At 57.8% G+C, this 16,653-nt stretch carries 16 protein-coding genes; 12 read left to right on the top strand and 4 right to left on the bottom strand.

The genetic code is table 11. The features are described 5' to 3' along the window. The first annotated feature begins 2 nt into the window (after window positions 1–2). The 3 genes from FHP24_RS17615 to FHP24_RS17605 all read left to right on the top strand — a co-directional run bounded on the left by FHP24_RS17615 (window position 3) and on the right by FHP24_RS17605 (window position 2,930). Window positions 3–905, top strand: coding sequence for a LysR family transcriptional regulator VtlR (locus FHP24_RS17615; RefSeq protein WP_139677520.1), 903 nt, complete (start codon window positions 3–5; stop codon window positions 903–905). A gap of 550 nt (window positions 906–1,455) precedes the next feature. Further along, window positions 1,456–1,758 (top strand): ArsR/SmtB family transcription factor, encoded by a 303-nt coding sequence (locus FHP24_RS17610; protein WP_139677519.1) that lies wholly within the window; start codon window positions 1,456–1,458, stop codon window positions 1,756–1,758. A gap of 50 nt (window positions 1,759–1,808) precedes the next feature. Beyond that, a complete protein-coding gene (locus FHP24_RS17605) occupies window positions 1,809–2,930 on the top strand; it encodes an alkene reductase (RefSeq protein ID WP_139677518.1) in 1,122 nt (373 codons plus the stop codon). An 83-nt stretch (window positions 2,931–3,013) separates the two neighbouring features. Here the strand turns inward: FHP24_RS17605 and FHP24_RS17600 are convergent, their stop codons facing one another. Beyond that, a complete protein-coding gene (locus FHP24_RS17600; protein ID WP_139677517.1) occupies window positions 3,014–3,280 on the bottom strand; it encodes a DUF2188 domain-containing protein in 267 nt (88 codons plus the stop codon). 223 nt (window positions 3,281–3,503) lie between these two features. Here FHP24_RS17600 and FHP24_RS17595 point away from each other — a divergent pair, with 223 nt between their 5' ends. From FHP24_RS17595 to FHP24_RS17575, 5 genes are all read left to right on the top strand, one after another. Beyond that, window positions 3,504–4,640: a calcium:proton antiporter gene (locus FHP24_RS17595; RefSeq protein WP_246091797.1), complete on the top strand. Its 1,137-nt coding sequence runs from the start codon at window positions 3,504–3,506 to the stop codon at window positions 4,638–4,640. Between the two features lie 166 nt (window positions 4,641–4,806). Continuing rightward, the gene (locus FHP24_RS17590; protein WP_139677516.1) at window positions 4,807–6,033 is read left to right on the top strand and encodes a PQQ-dependent sugar dehydrogenase; all 1,227 of its coding nucleotides are present in this window, start codon (window positions 4,807–4,809) and stop codon (window positions 6,031–6,033) included. Between the two features lie 164 nt (window positions 6,034–6,197). After that, the gene (locus tag FHP24_RS17585; RefSeq protein ID WP_139677515.1) at window positions 6,198–6,758 is read left to right on the top strand and encodes an RNA polymerase sigma factor; all 561 of its coding nucleotides are present in this window, start codon (window positions 6,198–6,200) and stop codon (window positions 6,756–6,758) included. Window positions 6,759–6,760: 2 nt separating this feature from the next. Then, on the top strand, window positions 6,761–7,714 hold the full coding sequence (locus FHP24_RS17580) for a FecR family protein (RefSeq protein ID WP_139677514.1): 954 nt from the start codon (window positions 6,761–6,763) through the stop codon (window positions 7,712–7,714). A 111-nt stretch (window positions 7,715–7,825) separates the two neighbouring features. Continuing rightward, window positions 7,826–10,288: a TonB-dependent receptor gene (locus FHP24_RS17575; protein WP_246091796.1), complete on the top strand. Its 2,463-nt coding sequence runs from the start codon at window positions 7,826–7,828 to the stop codon at window positions 10,286–10,288. 81 nt (window positions 10,289–10,369) lie between these two features. Here the strand turns inward: FHP24_RS17575 and FHP24_RS17570 are convergent, their stop codons facing one another. Beyond that, window positions 10,370–11,572 (bottom strand): pyridoxal phosphate-dependent aminotransferase, encoded by a 1,203-nt coding sequence (locus tag FHP24_RS17570; RefSeq protein WP_139677512.1) that lies wholly within the window; start codon window positions 11,570–11,572, stop codon window positions 10,370–10,372. A 731-nt stretch (window positions 11,573–12,303) separates the two neighbouring features. On the opposite strand from FHP24_RS17570, the gene FHP24_RS17565 reads away from it, so the two are divergent. Then, window positions 12,304–12,519 carry a cold-shock protein gene (locus FHP24_RS17565; RefSeq protein ID WP_112456660.1) on the top strand — a complete coding sequence of 72 codons (216 nt, stop codon included), beginning with the start codon at window positions 12,304–12,306 and terminating at the stop codon, window positions 12,517–12,519. 122 nt (window positions 12,520–12,641) lie between these two features. Here FHP24_RS17565 and FHP24_RS17560 read toward each other — a convergent pair whose 3' ends face one another. Next, window positions 12,642–13,334, bottom strand: a complete 693-nt coding sequence (locus FHP24_RS17560) for an MBL fold metallo-hydrolase (protein ID WP_139677511.1) — start codon at window positions 13,332–13,334, stop codon at window positions 12,642–12,644. Window positions 13,335–13,401: 67 nt separating this feature from the next. Next, window positions 13,402–13,584: a hypothetical protein gene (locus FHP24_RS17555; RefSeq protein WP_139677510.1), complete on the bottom strand. Its 183-nt coding sequence runs from the start codon at window positions 13,582–13,584 to the stop codon at window positions 13,402–13,404. Window positions 13,585–13,906: 322 nt separating this feature from the next. On the opposite strand from FHP24_RS17555, the gene FHP24_RS17550 reads away from it, so the two are divergent. The 3 genes from FHP24_RS17550 to FHP24_RS17540 are packed head-to-tail and all read left to right on the top strand — an operon-like array spanning window position 13,907 to window position 16,522. Beyond that, window positions 13,907–14,407 carry a MarR family winged helix-turn-helix transcriptional regulator gene (locus FHP24_RS17550; protein WP_139677610.1) on the top strand — a complete coding sequence of 167 codons (501 nt, stop codon included), beginning with the start codon at window positions 13,907–13,909 and terminating at the stop codon, window positions 14,405–14,407. A gap of 9 nt (window positions 14,408–14,416) precedes the next feature. Continuing rightward, window positions 14,417–15,112 (top strand): response regulator, encoded by a 696-nt coding sequence (locus FHP24_RS17545; protein WP_139677509.1) that lies wholly within the window; start codon window positions 14,417–14,419, stop codon window positions 15,110–15,112. Window positions 15,113–15,142: 30 nt separating this feature from the next. Then, complete coding sequence (locus FHP24_RS17540) at window positions 15,143–16,522, top strand: ATP-binding protein (protein ID WP_139677508.1); 1,380 nt, start codon at window positions 15,143–15,145, stop codon at window positions 16,520–16,522. Window positions 16,523–16,653 lie beyond the last annotated feature (131 nt).

The raw sequence follows: 16,653 nt of genomic DNA, 5'->3' as shown, positions 1-16,653 counted from the left end.
GCATGGGCGTTCCTCTGGACTGGGATAAACTGCGCATTTTCCATGCGGCAGCAGAAGCGGGTTCGTTCACCCACGCCGCCGACAAGCTGCATCTCTCCCAGTCGGCGATAAGTCGCCAGGTCAGTGCACTCGAGCAGGACGTGGGGGTGAAGCTTTTTCATCGCCACGCCCGCGGGCTTATTCTGACCGAACAGGGCGAACTGCTCTACCGGACAGCCCATGACGTTCTCCTCAAGCTGGAAACGGTCAAGGTTCAGCTCACAGAGACGACCGACAAGCCTTCCGGCAAGCTGCGCGTCACCACGACAGTCGGCCTCGGCCAAGGCTGGCTGACGGACAAGGTGCAGGAATTTCTGCAGCTTTATCCTGAAATGTCGGTACAGCTCATCCTCGACAACGAGGAAGTCGACGTCAACATGCGTCACGCCGACTGCGCCATCAGGCTTCGCCAACCGCAGCAGTCGGACCTCATTCAGCGCAAGCTGTTCACGGTCCACATGCACGTCTACGCGGCCCCCTCCTATATCAACCGCTTCGGCGAACCGCAGACGATAGAGGACCTGGACCAGCACCGCATCATCACGTTCGGCGAACCTGCCCCGAACTATCTGCTGGACGTCAACTGGCTCGAATATGCCGGTCGCAACTCCGACAACACGCGGGCTCCGCACCTGCAGATCAACAGCCAGACGTCGATCAAGCGCGCCTGCCTGCTCGGCATCGGCATCGCCGTTCTGCCGGATTATATCGTCGGGCGCGACCCCGGCCTGATCCAGCTGGCGATCAACGCGGACATCCCCACCTTCGACACCTATTTCTGCTACCCGGATGAAATGAAGAACGCAGCAAAGCTGAAGGTCTTCCGCGATTTCATCGTCGCAAAAGCCAGAAACTGGAACTTCTAAGTCCCGGCATATCAGGCGAATCCCAAGGATCAACGCGCTGCTCTTGCATTTATGCAAGTTTTACGACGGAAGCCATGCGCTCAAAACATGGCAGGCCTGCACAAAATATGATTGCGCAATGCACAAAAAACCATCATATCGCACTCAGCTGATGCATATGGTGGCTTTCCTCCCAGTTCCACCGCAGCAGCTGTTCCCCTCTGGAGGTTCATTTTGACCTTCACACTTAAAAGGGCCCTGGAGTAATCCGGTGGCCCTCTTTTTTTGCCTTCCATCTGCCGCCGGGACGGAAGCTGCGCCAATCTGCAGCAGGCAAAACAAGCCCTTGCGTTTAATATCTTCACCAAGCCCCTTGTCGCGAGCCGCATCGCAACCCATATTGAAATCAGTCGACGGCTCGATGGTTTCCCGCCATCCGCGTCGGCTGTTCCCCTCTGGAGGTTATTTGACCTTCACAATTGACGGGCCACGGAGAAATCCGTTGGCCCGATTTTTTTGCCTCTTTAAATCGGAAAAGTACGATCTACATATCGAATGAAGGCGATATGCGATGAAAACAGACAAGACGGAAATTCTAAAAGCGCTGGCTCACCCTGTACGGGTGTCGTTTCTCGAATGGATGCGCGAACCTGAACAGAATTTCTGCGATCAGGCACATCCGCTGGAAATGGGCATCTGCGCCAACCAGTTCGAAAAGAAATGCGGCCTGTCGCAATCGACGGTATCCGCCCATCTTGCCACGCTCGAAAAGGCCGGATTGCTCAAGACGAACCGTGTCGGTCAGTGGGCATTCTATAGCCGCGACGAAGAAACCATCGCGACCTTCCTGAAAGAGCTGAAATCGACACTTTGATTAGGCTTCCTCCCAAGATCCTCCAAGCCAAAGGCAAAAGGACTTCCGCAATGACCACACTCTTCGACCCGGTGAAGTTTGGCGATATCGAATTGGCGAACAGGATCGTCATGGCGCCGTTGACGCGCAATCGCTCGCCCAAGGCGATCCCGAACGATCTCAATGCGGCCTATTACGAACAGCGCGCCTCGGCCGGCCTTCTGATTACCGAAGGTACGCCAGTGACGCAGCAGGGCCAGGGTTATGCTGATGTTCCCGGCCTTTATCTCCCGGAAGCCATCGCAGGCTGGAAGAAAGTGACCGACGCCGTTCACAAGAAGGGCGGCAAGATCGTCACCCAGATCTGGCATGTGGGCCGCGTATCGCATGTTTCCCTGCAGCCGAATGGCAACGCACCGGTTGCTCCCTCCGCAATCCCGGCCGGCGGCAAGACCTACATCATCGATGAAAACGGCAACGGCGCCTTCGCCGAGACTTCGGCTCCGCGCGCGCTTGAGCCTGGCGAAATTGCAGGTGTTGTCGCCGACTATGCCAAGGGTGCCCGCGCTGCAATTGACGCCGGGTTCGATGGTGTAGAGATCCACGGCGCAAACGGTTACCTGATCGACCAGTTCCTCAAGGACGGCGCCAACCAGCGCACCGACGAATATGGCGGCTCGATTGAAAACCGCGTCCGTTTCGCGCTCGAAGTCGTCGATGCCGTGGCAAAGGAAATCGGCGCAGGACGCGTCGGGATCCGTCTCTCACCGGTCACGCCGGCCAATAACATCACCGAGAGCCAGCCACAGGCGGTGTTCAACCACCTCGTCGAGCAACTCGGCTCACGCAACCTCTCCTTCATTCACGTTGTCGAAGGCGCAACCGGCGGTGACCGCAACTTCACCCAGGGCGACAAGCCGTTCGATTATCATGAATTGAAGGATATCTACCGCAAGGCCGGCGGCACCGGCGCATGGCTGGTCAACAACGGCTATGACAAGGAAACGGCAGAACAGGCCGTGGAAAGCGGTTATGCGGACGCCGTTGCCTTCGGCAAGCTGTTCATCGCCAACCCGGATCTTGTCGAGCGCTTCCAAACGAACGCTTCGCTGAACGCACCGGACAATACGACCTTCTACGGCGGCGGTGCCAAGGGTTATACCGATTACCCGGCTCTGGAAGCCGTCGCCTGATAATTCGATACAGCTTGGGGCCGCAGCATGCGGCCCTTTTGCTATCACACGCAAATCTCGCAAAGCCTCACGGCAAGTGCTTGCTATCGCGCGCCGGCCGTCTCTCCGTCACCGTCCTGAACTTCTGCTTCCGGGCGATCGCCGCCGTCGCTGTGTTCGCTATGCCAGGCACCCTTATCATCCTGCCAGCTGATCTCTTCCGGTTCGCCACCCACCTGCTGCTCCGCGGCAACGATACGGGCAGCCTGCATTGCATCCGATCGGCTTGGAAAAGTCTCGGAGAAAACGTCGCCGAGACGATAGGCCCAACCGCCGTCATGCGGCACGATCTTGTAAACGACCTTGGTCATACTTCCTCCTTACGCGTGGCCGCATCACAATACATGTCGGAAAATCTTTCCGGCTACGGCACCGTGGTGAAGATGCGGAATACCGAAGCAAAGTTCCAGGCCACAAACGAAATAATGGCATTATCATCCAAATAGCGCAAATGCCCTACCCCGTGGCACAGCGCGCTTGATGCGGTGCGCTGCAGCGTTAGATCACCACCATCAAAAGGAGCGCGCGTAGAGAATGATGTCACTTGTCAAACAGGAGAGTTTTCTTCTCATCGCATTCGGGTTTGCGGTCCTGTCCTACCTTTTCGAGCACACTCTTCTCGAGCAAGGACAATTCGTATCGATGATTGCGGCCTGCGCCCTCATCGTCGTCATCGTCATGACCTCCACCCGCGTTGCCCATCATGCGGAAGTGCTGGCCCACAAGGTCGGCGACCCATACGGCACGATGATCCTCACCCTTTCTGCCGTTGCGGTGGAAGTGCTGATCCTTGCGATCATGATGGGAAGCAGCACCTCACCGACACTGGTGCGTGATACGATCTATTCGGCGGTCATGCTGGATATCAACGGCATCATCGGGCTCGCGGCCCTGATCGGCGGCATCAGGCATGGCGAGCAGCCCTATAACGATGACTCGAGCCGCACCTACAGCGCCATGATCCTCACGGCCATGGGCATATCGATGATCGTTCCGGAATTCATTCCGGAAGCAAAATGGCACTATTATTCCGCCTTCACCATCGCCGCGATGATCGCTCTTTATGCCGTGTTCCTGCGCATGCAGGTGGGCACGCACAGCTATTTCTTCAGCTACAGCTATACTCGCACCAGCGGCGCTCCCGTTTCCGCCTCGAAGGGGGCCGCCACGGCTGGCCAAAAGCCGGAAGCCGCGCAACAGCGAGAGGCTCGCAACGAGCCGGCGAGCGTCTCCATTGCCATAATCCTGATCGGCGTGTTGATCATCGGCTTCCTGGCCGAATTCATGTCGGCTTTCCTCAACGAGGGATTGGAAGGATCAGGGGCACCACCCGCGCTAATGGCCGTCGTCGTCGCATCAATTTCAGCTGCACCGGAAATCCTGACGGCACTGCGCGCAGCGCTGAAGAACCGCATGCAGTCGGTCGTCAACATCGCCATGGGAGCCTCGCTTTCGACCGTCATCCTGACGGTACCCGTCATGGAAGCGATCGCGCTTTACACCGGCCAGCCCTTCATCATGGCGATGACGCCGGTACAGACCGTCATGGTTGCGATCACGCTCGTTGTTGCTGCAATCAACCTCAATGACGGACAGACGAACGCGATCGAGGGCATGACCCATTTCGTACTTTTCGCCACCTTCGTGATGCTGACCTTCCTGGGGCTATGACGGAAAAAACATCCGGATCAACAGCCTGAATGATTTTGCGGATTCAATCTCTCAAGCCCACCGCCCCGACAACCGACGCCATAAACTAAACTTGATCGGACCGTGTTCGGCACTTCGGTCTGACCACCCTATCTGAATCACGACGTCCATTTTGAAGGGAGATAGAATGAAACGCCTCAGCCTCCTGCTCGCCTGCACGGCGATTTCATCCGCACTCATCTCCGCTCCGACCCTCGCTCAGAATGCGAACCAGCCCGCTGAAACCGGGCGCGCCAACGCTCCCAACCAGAAGCCCGCTTTCGAAAATCAGACGCGCGCGCCACAGCCCGCATCGATACCGAAGATCGCCACCGAAGTTGTGGCCGAAGGGCTACCGCATCTGTGGGCGATGGAGTTTCTGCCCGATGGCCGCATGCTGGTCACCGCCAAACAGGGCGCCATGCACATCATCTCGGAAGAAGGTGAGGCCGGCCCGGCAATCGCCGGCGTTCCGAAAGTGGCATTCGGCGGCCAGGGAGGATTGCTCGACGTTGCATTGGCGCCGGACTACGCCACGTCCGGCATGATCTTCTTTTCCTTCTCGGAACCACGCCAGGACGGCAACGGCACATCGGTCGCCTCGGCAAAACTCGTGGCCGACGACAACGGCGGCGGCAAGCTTGAAAACGTCAACGTCATCTTCCGCCAGACACCGGCTTACGACGGGCGTTCGCATTTTGGTTCACGCCTTACATTCGGTCCGGCCAACGAACTTTACGTGACGGTTGGGGAACGCTCCGACCGCGAACCGCGCGTGCAGGCACAGGAACTCGGCAGCGGGCTGGGAAAAGTCTTCCGGATCGATATGAACGGAAAAGCCCTGCCCGACAATCCTTTCGTCAACACAGAAGGCGCGCAGCCGGAAATCTGGAGCCTTGGCCACCGTAACATGCAATCCGCCGCGCTGGATGGCCAGGGACGCCTCTGGACAGTCGAACACGGCCCGCGTGGCGGCGACGAGTTGAACAGGCCGGAACCCGGCAAAAATTACGGCTGGCCGGAAGTCACCTATGGTGTCGAATACAGCGGCAGCGCAGTCGGCAAGGGCATCACCGAGAATGCCCAGACGGAGCAGCCCGTCTATTACTGGGACCCGGTAATAGGCCCCTCGGGCATGGCTTTTTATGACGGCGATGCCATTCCCGAATGGAAGAACGCCTTTCTGGTCGGCGGCCTCGTTAGCCAAGGCGTCGTTGTTCTTCACATGGATGGCGACCGGGTGGCCCATGAGGAACGCGTGCCGCTCGATGCCCGGATCCGCGACGTCAAAGTGGGGCCGGACGGCGCAGTTTATGCTGTGACAGAACAGCGAGGCGGCGGGCAATCCACCATCATCAAGCTCACCAAGACCTAGGCGGTCATGGCACCGGGCGGCTTTTATGTCGCCTGGTGTCCATTTAAGCACGCATGCGGCAGCCCTCAAAAAACATGACAAAAATAATCATATTTGTTGCATTCGGTTTTCTCGTCCTCTAAGAGACGGCAATCCGCCCTTCGGCTTTCGTATCCGAGACTGTTATGACAGCGCATTTCAGCGCCCCCTCCGCAAATGAATACGCATCCTCGGCCGGTGAAAACCCGCTGCTGGATCGGGCTGTTCTCGCCTATTATGACGAGCTTTGCGGAAGCGTGCGCAGACGAGGCCATAGCCCGGCAAACTCCCAGGAAATCGTTCACGACGTTTATGTCCGTCTGCGGCAGCGGCATAGCGCCCTCGAAAACAAAACGTCGCTGAGAGCCTTTCTGATCCGGGCCTGCATCAATCTCGGCATCGACCGCTTTCGCCGCGAGCGTTTCGAATCCTGCCTGTTCTCCGGCAGCGAACAGGAAGCGCTGCAGGTCAGTGCACCGATCGCATCTCCTGACCAGACTTTGGACCTCGAACATCGCATAGGCATACTGAAAGTGGCGATCATGGAAATGTCGCTACAGCGACGACGCGTCTTCATCGCAAGCCGTGTCGGCAAGCTTCCAGCCGACGAGATTGCCGAACGCATGAAAATCAGCCGTAACATGGTCGATCGCCATCTGCGAAAAGCCTATCTCCATTGCCTGGATCGTTTGGAAGACACGCTCTGAGCATGACGGACGCAAAGACAAGCGAGAAGAAGTTGCGGGCGCAGGCAATCGACTGGATGTTGCGACTTCAGGAAAATCCTGATGACGTAGTGCTAACGCAGCGTTTTCAGCATTGGCTTGGCGAAGACCCTAATAGAGCCGTGGTTTACGAGCGGGCATGTCGAGCCATGGGCGATGCGAGCCATCTCCTCACCAGCGACCTCGACTTCACCCGCAACGCAGCTCACAAGCCGCTGCTACGCCGGCGCAACGTCGTGGCGGGCCTGCTGCTGGTTCTGGGAGGCTCGATAGCCTTTGCCCTGGCCGATGGACCAATGCGCTTGCGTGCGGATGTCATCACAGGCACAGGCCAGCAGCAAAGCGTAACATTGGCAGATGGCTCCATTGTCGAGATGAACGCCGAATCCGCAATCGCCATCCACCTCTCGCAAAGCCAGCGTCGTATAAGCCTGTTGCGGGGCGAGGCCTTTTTCCAGGTTGCGGCTGACCCGACGCGCCCCTTCGTTGTGGAAGCTGGCGCAGGAACCACAACGGCGCTTGGCACTGCTTTTGACATCAACCTCACGCAGCAGGGCACAAAGGTGGTCGTTACGGAACATGCCGTCATGGTCGCGCCCGAGGACGGAGATCGCGCACATCGGCTGCAGGAAGGCGAGCAGATTTCCTACGATCTCGATGGCCACCTCTATACGGCGGCAGCGGCGGACATCGACACCGCAACCGCCTGGCGGCAGGGCCGCATCATCTTTGACAACAGCCCTCTGTCGTCAGTGGTGGAACAGATCGACCGCTATATTCCCGGCCGGATCGTCATCGCCCAGTCCTATCTCGCCGATAGAAGAATTTCGGGAAGCCTTGATCTGGCCCGGCCCGACACGGCACTGGACGCCTTTGCGAACGCCATCGGCATCAGGATTACCCGGCTTGGCCCATACCTGACGATCCTGCGCCAATAATTTTTTTCACAGACGTGTCCCAAAGCTGCATGTCCGTCCGTCAACCCGGCAGAAGCACATTTAAACGGACAGGTCCGGGGGCAAATGACACATTCGACAAGACACAGCAGCATGCGCAGACACAGCCGGCTGCTTGCCGTTCTTCTGAGCGGTGCCGCATTATTTTCGACGATGGAAACGGCACGCGCCCAGCAAACCGCGGCCATTTCGATCGACGTACCGGCCGGCACATTGACCAGGGCGCTCAATGCATTGGCCGGACAGGCGGGGTTACAAATCGCTTTCGACGCTTCGATAACGCAGGGCATCCCGACACGAGGCGTTTCCGGAAATCTGACCGTGGACGCGGCACTTTCCAGGCTGCTCGCTGGTACCGGCATCTCATACCGCTATTCCGGCACGTCGATGGTGACGTTGAGCAAGGCTAATGGTGCGGACCTGGCATCAGGCGAGCAGACAGCACTCGAGCCTATCGTGCTCACGGGCGGCAATTATTATGGCGCCGGGGACCCGAGCAAGGCTGTTATCGGCAAAGAAACAATGGCGCGAATGCAGGCAGCAAGCATTCCTGAGCTTGTCAACTACACGCCGGGCGTATCCATGGGTGGCGGCGTACGGCTTCAGGGGCAGACCATTGCCATACGCGGCTTCGCTCGCCAGTCGGACACACGCATCCTGCTCGACGGCGCTCCGAAGAACTTCGAAAAATACGACCAGGGCACGATCTTCGTCGAACCGGAACTGCTCAAACGCGTCGAGATCGAAAAGGGCGCAACCTCCGTGCGTTACGGCAATGGCGGCTTCGGCGGCACCATCCGCATGGACAGCAAGGATGCCGCCGACATGCTGAAACCGGGACAGACCTGGGGTTTCTATGGCAAGACCGCCTATCAGACGGCCAACAGGCAATTCCTGGAAACCGGCGCCCTCTACGGCCGCTCGGATTTCGGAACGCCGGTCACCTATGACGGCCTCCTCTCGCTGACATGGCGCAAGGGCGACGACATGCGGATCGGTGGCGGCGAACGCTTTCTGTTTTCCGATGAGAAACTGGCCTCAGGCATGGGCAAAGTAGGCGCAGAATTCGACGGCCACGAGATTAAGGCTTCCGTGCTCTATGGTGAGAGCAACAATTGGGGACCGGTCGCCGCCATCCGTGGTCAGATTGATCCCATTGCCAATGACATCAAGAATTACGGTTATCAGGAAGCGCTGAGGCGGCGCCTGGCGTGGCGGGAACTGAAGGACTTCACCTCGACCTTCGAACATAAATATAGCGGTGACAGCGATCTCGTGAACACGCGCTTCATGGCCAGCTATTCGTCTACCCAACAGCATGCAACGCGTCACGGCAATCAAACGCCTTCCGCCTCCGTCGGCGGTTATGAAAACGATGCGTCCTATTCGGATATCCACGTCGAACTGGAAAACACGTCAAACTTCGATCTTGGCGGTTTTGGGCATGCGCTCAACTACGGCCTGCAATACAATGCGCACAAGCGCGACATCTCCATGTTCGACATCGCCAACAGCACGAAGCCCGAGTATAACTACGGTTACTACGCCCCCTATTTCATGCCCGAAGGCACGCAGGACACCGTGTCGGCCTTTGTCCGTGACACGATCAGCCTGGCCGACAGCCTGACACTGACACCGGGGCTGCGCTTCGACTGGGTTCGCTCCGAAGGGGTGCCGAACGCAGCCCCGCGTTACAACAATCCGGCACTCGGCCATGATTATTCGGCAGTCGACCATTCCGGCTTTACGCCCGCTGTCAGCGTGGCCTGGGCGGCAACTTCGAATATTCGTCTGTTCGCTGATTGGGCTTACGCCATGCGCGCGCCCAATATCGATGAACTTTACTCTACTCAAGGCACCACCACTGCACCGGCCACCAGCCGCGAGCTGCATATCGAACGCAACAACACGATAAATCTAGGCGTCGATTTCATTTTCGACGACATGATGACGTCCGGCGATACGCTGTCCGCCCGGGTCGCCGTCTTCAACAATCACGTTACCAATCCCGTAACACGGCGTTTCGGCGGCAGGAACCTGTCAGGCATGGGCGCAAGTGGTGTGGACTGGTATTGGAATACCCCTGCTTATTATACGTCCGGTTTGGAAATCCAGACGCACTACGAAAACGACAGGATGTTTGCCGATCTCGGCTTCTCGATAATGACGGGTACTCGCCATGGCGCTGTAAACGATATCCTCGGACCAAAGACCTATATCAACGATCTGGCGCCGACCACGGCCAATCTCATGCTCGGAGCAAAGATACCCGATTGGGATCTATCCTTCGGCTGGAAGGGCACCTTCGTGAAGGCACAGGATAAGACACCTATCCGGCAGTATCTAGGCTCAACCTATGCGCGGCCCGAAAGCTCGGGTTACGCCGTTCATGGCATTTTTCTCGACTGGACGCCCAAGGAAGGCTTCATGAAGGATACCGAGCTGCACGCGTCCGTCGAGAATATCTTCGACAAGAGATACGAGCCCTATCTTAGCGACGGAATTGCCGCCATGCCCGGCCGCAATTTCAAGATCTCGCTGAGCCGCCGCTTCTAAACGCGGTCGTCCATTGCAGATCTACAAACGAAAAAGCCGCCCCGAAAAGGAGCGGCTTTTTCTTGCATTGATGCCGAAACGTTACTTGCAGGCGCCGGCAAAGCGCTGGATGCGTTTGCAGGCTTCTTCCAGCAGTTCTTCCGACGTCGCGTATGAAATGCGGAAGTTCGGGCCGAGGCCGAATGCCGAACCGTGAACGACGGCGACGCCTTCGGATTCCAGCAGTTCGGACACGAAGTCTTCGTCCGTCTCGATGACCTTGCCCGACGGCGCAGTCTTGCAGATCAGGCCGGCGCAGGACGGATAGACGTAGAAAGCGCCTTCCGGCTTCGGGCAAACAATGCCGGTCGCCTGGTTCAGCATCGACACGACGAGGTCGCGGCGGCCTTCGAAGATTGCCTTGTTCCTGGTGACGAAGTCCTGCGGGCCATTGAGCGCTTCAACAGCAGCCCACTGGGCAATCGACGAGGCACCAGAGGTCTGCTGGCCCTGGATCATGTCCATGGCCTTGATCAGCTGGATCGGGCCGGCTGCATAACCGATACGCCAGCCGGTCATCGCATAAGCCTTGGAAACGCCGTTCATCGTCAGCGTGCGATCGTAAAGCTTCGGCTCCACTTCCACCGGAGTGGCGAACTTGAAGTCACCGAAAGTCAGGTGCTCGTACATGTCGTCGGTCAGGATCCAGACATGCGGATGCTTGAGCAGGACGTCTGTCAACGCCTTCAGCTCGGCAGCGCTATACGCAGCACCGGTGGGGTTGGACGGCGAGTTGAAGATGAACCACTTCGTCTTCGGGGTAATGACGCTTTCGAGCTCTTCTGCCGTCAGCTTGAAATTGTTTTCCTGCTTTGTGGCAATCGAAACCGGCGTACCACCGCACAGCGCCACCATTTCCGGATAGGATACCCAGTAAGGAGCCGGGATGACGACTTCATCGCCCGGATTAAGCGTTGCCATGAAGGCATTGAAAAGAATCTGCTTGCCGCCGGTGCCGACGATCGTCTGCTGCCAGTCGTAGTCGAGGCCGTTCTCGCGCTTGAACTTTGCCGCGATCGCCTTGCGAAGTTCAGGAATACCCGAAACCGGCGTGTACTTCGTCTCACCGCGGTTGATCGCATCGATCGCCGCCTGCTTGACGTTATCGGGCGTGTCGAAATCAGGCTCGCCGGCGCCGAGACCAATCACGTCCCTGCCCTTCGCTTTCAGGTCCCGCGCTTTCTGCGAAACGGCGATGGTGGCGGACGGCTTTACACGGGAGAGGGCATCGGCGAGAAAGGCCATAATTGAGGTCCTGAGAGCTGTTGCAACGCGGCGAAGGTCAAAAAAATCGCCCGAAGTGGTATGTCGAATGACGCCCTCTCTTTCAAGCGGAAAGCTTGAATACGACCTATCAAAGTCCGTGAACACTCACCCCGGCAGCAAGTGCGGTAATTGAAGCCGGCTCAACGTCCGCACAACCTATTCGTGTCACCAGCTCAAACATTAAAACCCGAAACCGGGAAACGAAGAATGCGGCCAAATTGCGAGCCGGAAACGCAGAGCAAGCCACATTGAAGGAATGCTCTCCTAATCCACTCTGCTGAAATAAAGGTAACAGTATCACCTGTGCCAAATCGGCACATTGCTCAATACAATCAATGATAGCCAACTAGACTTTATAGCGCCAAAGCTGTCGAGTCGGCGAAAACGCCTATGTTCCAACGGCTTCCGCGGGTTTGCCTTTTCAACTTGACGGCGCAATTTCGCAAAACTTTTTCTTGCCAATTCCCTATAAACACAGCAATCTGCCGCAGTTCGGGCAATTTACGAGCATGGGAAGACCTATAATAATGCGATCCGAAGGCGCCAAAACTTCGGGCGGTAGAAACGGGGACAATTTGAAAAAATCTATTCCTGACATTCGCCGCGGTAACACAGGGACCCTTTCTTAAAGCTGCCTGCCGCCGCCCCTCGGGGCAATAGTGTTGTGCTGTCCGCCGCTGAACACGGACAGAGAGAAAAGGACCTGATGCATGGCCGAAACTGGCACTGTAAAATTCTTCAATACTGACAAAGGCTTCGGCTTCATCAAGCCAGATAATGGCGGCGCCGATATCTTCGTCCACATTTCTGCCGTCCAGGCATCTGGCCTGTCCGGTCTTTCGGAAAACCAGAAGGTAAGCTTCGACACGGAGCCTGATCGTCGCGGTAAGGGCCCAAAGGCCGTTAACCTGCAGATCGATGGCTAAGCCTGCGAGGCTTTGACCCAAGTTGAGGCCCGGCAAGATTGCCGGGTTTTTTTATACCAGAAATTTCGACCGAGCGCCTCACACTCCTTGTGAAACTCCGTAATCTCGGCGTGATATTGTCTTTACGAACCGGATGACGGCTTTTGCTGCTCGTTGGCAGACGCCGAATACATGTCCTGCAGATAAGGATTGTTTCTCCGCTCCTCTCCGATCCGCCCACCCGGCCCATGGCCGCACAGGAACCCGACATCGTCGCCAAGCGGCAGCACCTTGTCCCGGATCGAAGCCAGCAGCGTCTGGTGATTGCCTCCCGGCAGATCGGTACGACCGACGGAACCGTTGAACAGAACGTCTCCCAGATGCGCGAAACGTTGCGCGCGATTGAAGAAGATCACATGTCCAGGCGCATGGCCTGGGCAATGGTAGACTTCGAAAACATGATCGCCGAAGGACACGGTATCACCGTCTGTCAGCCAGCGGTCCGGCACAAGGTTGCGCGCTTCCATCCTGACGCCGAACGACTGGGCTTGCGTATCCAATCGCTCGAGCAGCGGCAGATCGGCTTCATGCGGGCCAATCACCTTCACTTTGAGGATTTCGCGAAGTTCGTCTGCGCCACCGGCATGATCGATATGGCCATGCGTGATCCATATCTCCTTGATCGACAAGCCGTTCTCGCGAACCGTCTGCTCGATCAGCGAAACGTCGCCACCAGGATCGACGACCACGCCTTCGCGTGTTTCGTCATCGAAAAAGATCGTGCAGTTCTGCTGAAACGGAGTAACGGGAATGATCCCGGCTTGAAGTTTTCCCATGATCTCCGGCCTTGGCTTGATTACCCGCCGGATATAGCGGCTACCGCAAGAGAAAGCAGCCTAAAATTCACTCGCCGGCAGCAACCATGTAGCGCGTGTCGGCGGCGACAGGGGGAGCGAGAGACGCGTTGGCCAGAAGGAAAGCGCAAACGACAAGCTTGAGCGTGATCACAGTTACGAAAACGGCGCGCAACGGATGCGGCTCCGGTTTGTCCATCGTGATCGGCGGCAAGGCTGAATAGGTCTGCATGATGGCTCTCCAAAACTCTCTGGCCGGAATAATGAGTAGCGCGGCTTTAGGTTCCATGAACCTTGGTACAAGGGAGATCTGGGAGGATCGTAGAAAGCCGCGAGCTTTGGACATTGCCGCTCCAAAACTTGCTCGCCGGATATTATGCGTCCGACGACCGGCATGGCATCCTTCCCCGGATGCTCGCCATGGAAATCATACAAATTCTGTTGATTGTTCAAGCCGATCGCGCTTTATCGAGCACGACGCATTACAATCATAAGGGTATGCGGCGCAGGTGTTGGCGCCGCACAGTGGAAAGGAACTGCACGTGTCTCGATCAATGGCGGCCAAACCCGTCAGGAAAGATCTGCCGCCCATGCCGGCGGTCGATGAAAGCCGGATCGACTTCGACACAATCGAATTGTTCTTTTTCGCCTATCGCGATTTCCTCTCGGACCCTGACGCCATTCTGGCCAGGATCGGCATGGGACGGGCGCATCACCGCGTTGTCTATTTCGTCAGCCGTCAGCCGGGTCTGATGGTCGGCGATCTTCTCGATACGTTGCAGATCACCAAACAGAGCCTCTCGCGCGTCCTGAAACATCTCATCGAGGCCGGGTATATCCGCCAGATGGCTGGCGCAAAGGACCGCCGTGAGCGACGCCTCTACCCTACTTTGGCCGGCCGCGAACTGGCGCTTGCCCTATCCGAGCCGCAATCTTTGCGCATCGCCAATGCCATGGAGGATCTGACCCCCAGCAATCGCGAGGCGGTGAAGGAATTCCTGAAAAAAATGCTTGGCCGCGACGAAAGCCTGCCGCCGGCAAACGACGACGTGTAGGATGCCGTTATGACGAAAACACCACCTACGGACGACGCCCCTCATTTGTTGATCGTCGATGACGACAAGCGCATCCGCGATCTGCTCAATCGTTACCTCGCCGAACAGGGTTTTCGCATCACCATTGCCGGTGATGCCGCCGAAGCCAGGCGCAAGCTTGAAGGCCTGCATTTCGATCTCATCATCCTCGACGTGATGATGCCCGGCGAATCCGGCCTGTCGCTGACCAAATCGCTCTACGAGAAAAAGACGATCCCGGTCATCCTTCTGACGGCGCGTGTCGAGGCAGAATCCCGCATCGAGGGGCTGGAGGCTGGCGCCGACGACTATCTGGCAAAACCGTTCGACCCGCGCGAACTGGTCCTGCGCATCAACAACATCCTGCGCCGCAGCGCGTCGGAAACACCGAAGATCGAACAGGTGATCTTCGGACCTTTCACCTTCTCTATTTCCCGCAAGGAACTGAGGCGCGCAGCCGAAACCATTCGCCTGACCGACAGGGAGCAGGAAATCATGCTTCTTTTTGCGTTGCGCGCCGGCGATACGATCCCCCGCCACGAATTGATCGGGGACGATTCCGATGTCGGGGAACGGACGATCGACGTGCAGATCAACCGCCTGCGGCGGAAGATAGAAGACGATCCGGCCAATCCGGTCTATCTTCAGACGGTGAGAGGCATCGGCTACAGGCTGAGCATCGACTAGCCTCCCGCAACGGGCGGCAATGGAGCGGCAATGGCTTTTTTCGACACGCTGAGACAGAACGCGGCAGCGCTCAGCATTCCGGGCTGGCGCCCGTTCACCCGTTGGCTACGCCGTTGGTTGCCCACGGGTCTCTATACCCGCTCCCTGCTGATCGTCATCCTGCCGATGCTGCTGTTGCAGACCGTGGTCGCTGCTGTCTTCATGGAGCGTCACTGGCGCATGGTCACCGAGCGTCTGTCCGACGGCACGGTGCGCGACATCGCCGCCATAATCGAGATCATTCGCAGCTATCCCCAGGACAGCAATTACAACCAGATCACGCGGATCGCCGACCAGACACTGGGCCTGACGATCGCGGTGGAAGAGAACGGGCAGTTGCCATCGCCACGGCCTCGCCCCTTCTTTTCGATCCTGGACGGTATATTGACCGACCAGATTACCCAGCAGATCAAGATGCCGTTCTGGCTGGATACGGTGGGCGACAGCAAGCTCGTGGAAATCCGCATCAAGTTCGATCAGCGGGTGCTCAGGGTTTTCGTCAGCCGCGGCTCGACCTATGCATCCAACACCCACATCTTCCTGGTATGGATGGTAAGTGCCGCCCTGGTTCTGGTGATCATCTCCATTCTTTTTCTGCGCGGGCAGATCCGCCCCATATTATCGCTTGCCGTTGCCGCCGAAAGTTTTGGCAAGGGCCAGAAAACGGAAGGTTTTTACCCTCGTGGCGCCGACGAGGTCCGCCGCGCCGGTCTCGCCTTCATCCAGATGCGCGAACGCATCGAACGTCAGATGGAACAGCGCACCGCGATGCTGGCCGGCATCAGCCACGACCTTCGCACCATCCTTACCCGGTTCAAGCTGCAGCTGGCGCTTGCCGGCGACAAGCCGGAACTCTCCGGCATGACCGAAGATGTCAACGACATGCAGTCCATGCTGGAGGGCTATTTGGCCTTCGCCAAGGGCGAGGGCGAGGAGGATTTCGGTACGCTCAAACTCAGCGAGCTGCTGGACCGCTTTCGCAACGATTTCGAACTGCGCGGCCGCAAACTCACTTATGAGATCGAAGGCGAGGACGAAATCGCGGTACGGCCGAACGCCTTTACCCGGCTAGCAGGCAATCTGGTGTCCAACAGCGAACGTTATGCCAAGAGCCTGCACATTCACGCAAAACACAGCGCCAAGTGGCTCACCCTGACACTGGACGACGACGGTCCCGGCATCCCCTCGGAATCGCGAGAGGAGGTTTTCAAGCCTTTCTACCGGCTCGATGAGGCTCGCAATCTGGATAGTTCCGGCACGGGCCTCGGCCTCGCCATCGCCCGCGACATCGCCCGTGCCCATGGCGGCAACGTCACGCTGGGCGACAGCCCGAGCGGCGGCTTGAGGGCTATCGTGCGCATTCCGGCATAAAGGGCGGACCATGAGCGCAACGTCTTTGGATATCCGACAAGCTCATTAGCGCGACCTACCCGCGCTTATGGAACTGTACCAACATTTGGCCGAAGGGGACGAAAAGCCTCACCTTGAATTGGCGCAGGACG

It is taken from the genome of Aliirhizobium smilacinae, from assembly GCF_006335145.1.
GTDB lineage: Bacteria > Pseudomonadota > Alphaproteobacteria > Rhizobiales > Rhizobiaceae > Neorhizobium > Neorhizobium smilacinae.
Note: the sequence above shows the minus strand (reverse complement) of the source record. Positions and strands in the feature narration are given on the sequence as shown.

What these genes read in the sequence shown, in the direction of transcription:
- FHP24_RS17555 (WP_139677510.1), bottom strand. Translation starts at nt 13,584, where the DNA reads ATGCAGACCTATTCAGCCTTGCCGCCGATCACGATGGACAAACCGGAG.
- FHP24_RS17590 (WP_139677516.1), top strand. Translation starts at nt 4,807, where the DNA reads ATGAAACGCCTCAGCCTCCTGCTCGCCTGCACGGCGATTTCATCCGCA.
- FHP24_RS17560 (WP_139677511.1), bottom strand. Translation starts at nt 13,334, where the DNA reads ATGGGAAAACTTCAAGCCGGGATCATTCCCGTTACTCCGTTTCAGCAG.
- FHP24_RS17615 (WP_139677520.1), top strand. Translation starts at nt 3, where the DNA reads ATGGGCGTTCCTCTGGACTGGGATAAACTGCGCATTTTCCATGCGGCA.
- FHP24_RS17600 (WP_139677517.1), bottom strand. Translation starts at nt 3,280, where the DNA reads ATGACCAAGGTCGTTTACAAGATCGTGCCGCATGACGGCGGTTGGGCC.
- FHP24_RS17545 (WP_139677509.1), top strand. Translation starts at nt 14,417, where the DNA reads ATGACGAAAACACCACCTACGGACGACGCCCCTCATTTGTTGATCGTC.
- FHP24_RS17605 (WP_139677518.1), top strand. Translation starts at nt 1,809, where the DNA reads ATGACCACACTCTTCGACCCGGTGAAGTTTGGCGATATCGAATTGGCG.
- FHP24_RS17595 (WP_246091797.1), top strand. Translation starts at nt 3,504, where the DNA reads ATGATGTCACTTGTCAAACAGGAGAGTTTTCTTCTCATCGCATTCGGG.
- FHP24_RS17550 (WP_139677610.1), top strand. Translation starts at nt 13,907, where the DNA reads ATGGCGGCCAAACCCGTCAGGAAAGATCTGCCGCCCATGCCGGCGGTC.
- FHP24_RS17610 (WP_139677519.1), top strand. Translation starts at nt 1,456, where the DNA reads ATGAAAACAGACAAGACGGAAATTCTAAAAGCGCTGGCTCACCCTGTA.
- FHP24_RS17580 (WP_139677514.1), top strand. Translation starts at nt 6,761, where the DNA reads ATGACGGACGCAAAGACAAGCGAGAAGAAGTTGCGGGCGCAGGCAATC.
- FHP24_RS17575 (WP_246091796.1), top strand. Translation starts at nt 7,826, where the DNA reads ATGCGCAGACACAGCCGGCTGCTTGCCGTTCTTCTGAGCGGTGCCGCA.
- FHP24_RS17585 (WP_139677515.1), top strand. Translation starts at nt 6,198, where the DNA reads ATGACAGCGCATTTCAGCGCCCCCTCCGCAAATGAATACGCATCCTCG.
- FHP24_RS17570 (WP_139677512.1), bottom strand. Translation starts at nt 11,572, where the DNA reads ATGGCCTTTCTCGCCGATGCCCTCTCCCGTGTAAAGCCGTCCGCCACC.
- FHP24_RS17540 (WP_139677508.1), top strand. Translation starts at nt 15,143, where the DNA reads ATGGCTTTTTTCGACACGCTGAGACAGAACGCGGCAGCGCTCAGCATT.
- FHP24_RS17565 (WP_112456660.1), top strand. Translation starts at nt 12,304, where the DNA reads ATGGCCGAAACTGGCACTGTAAAATTCTTCAATACTGACAAAGGCTTC.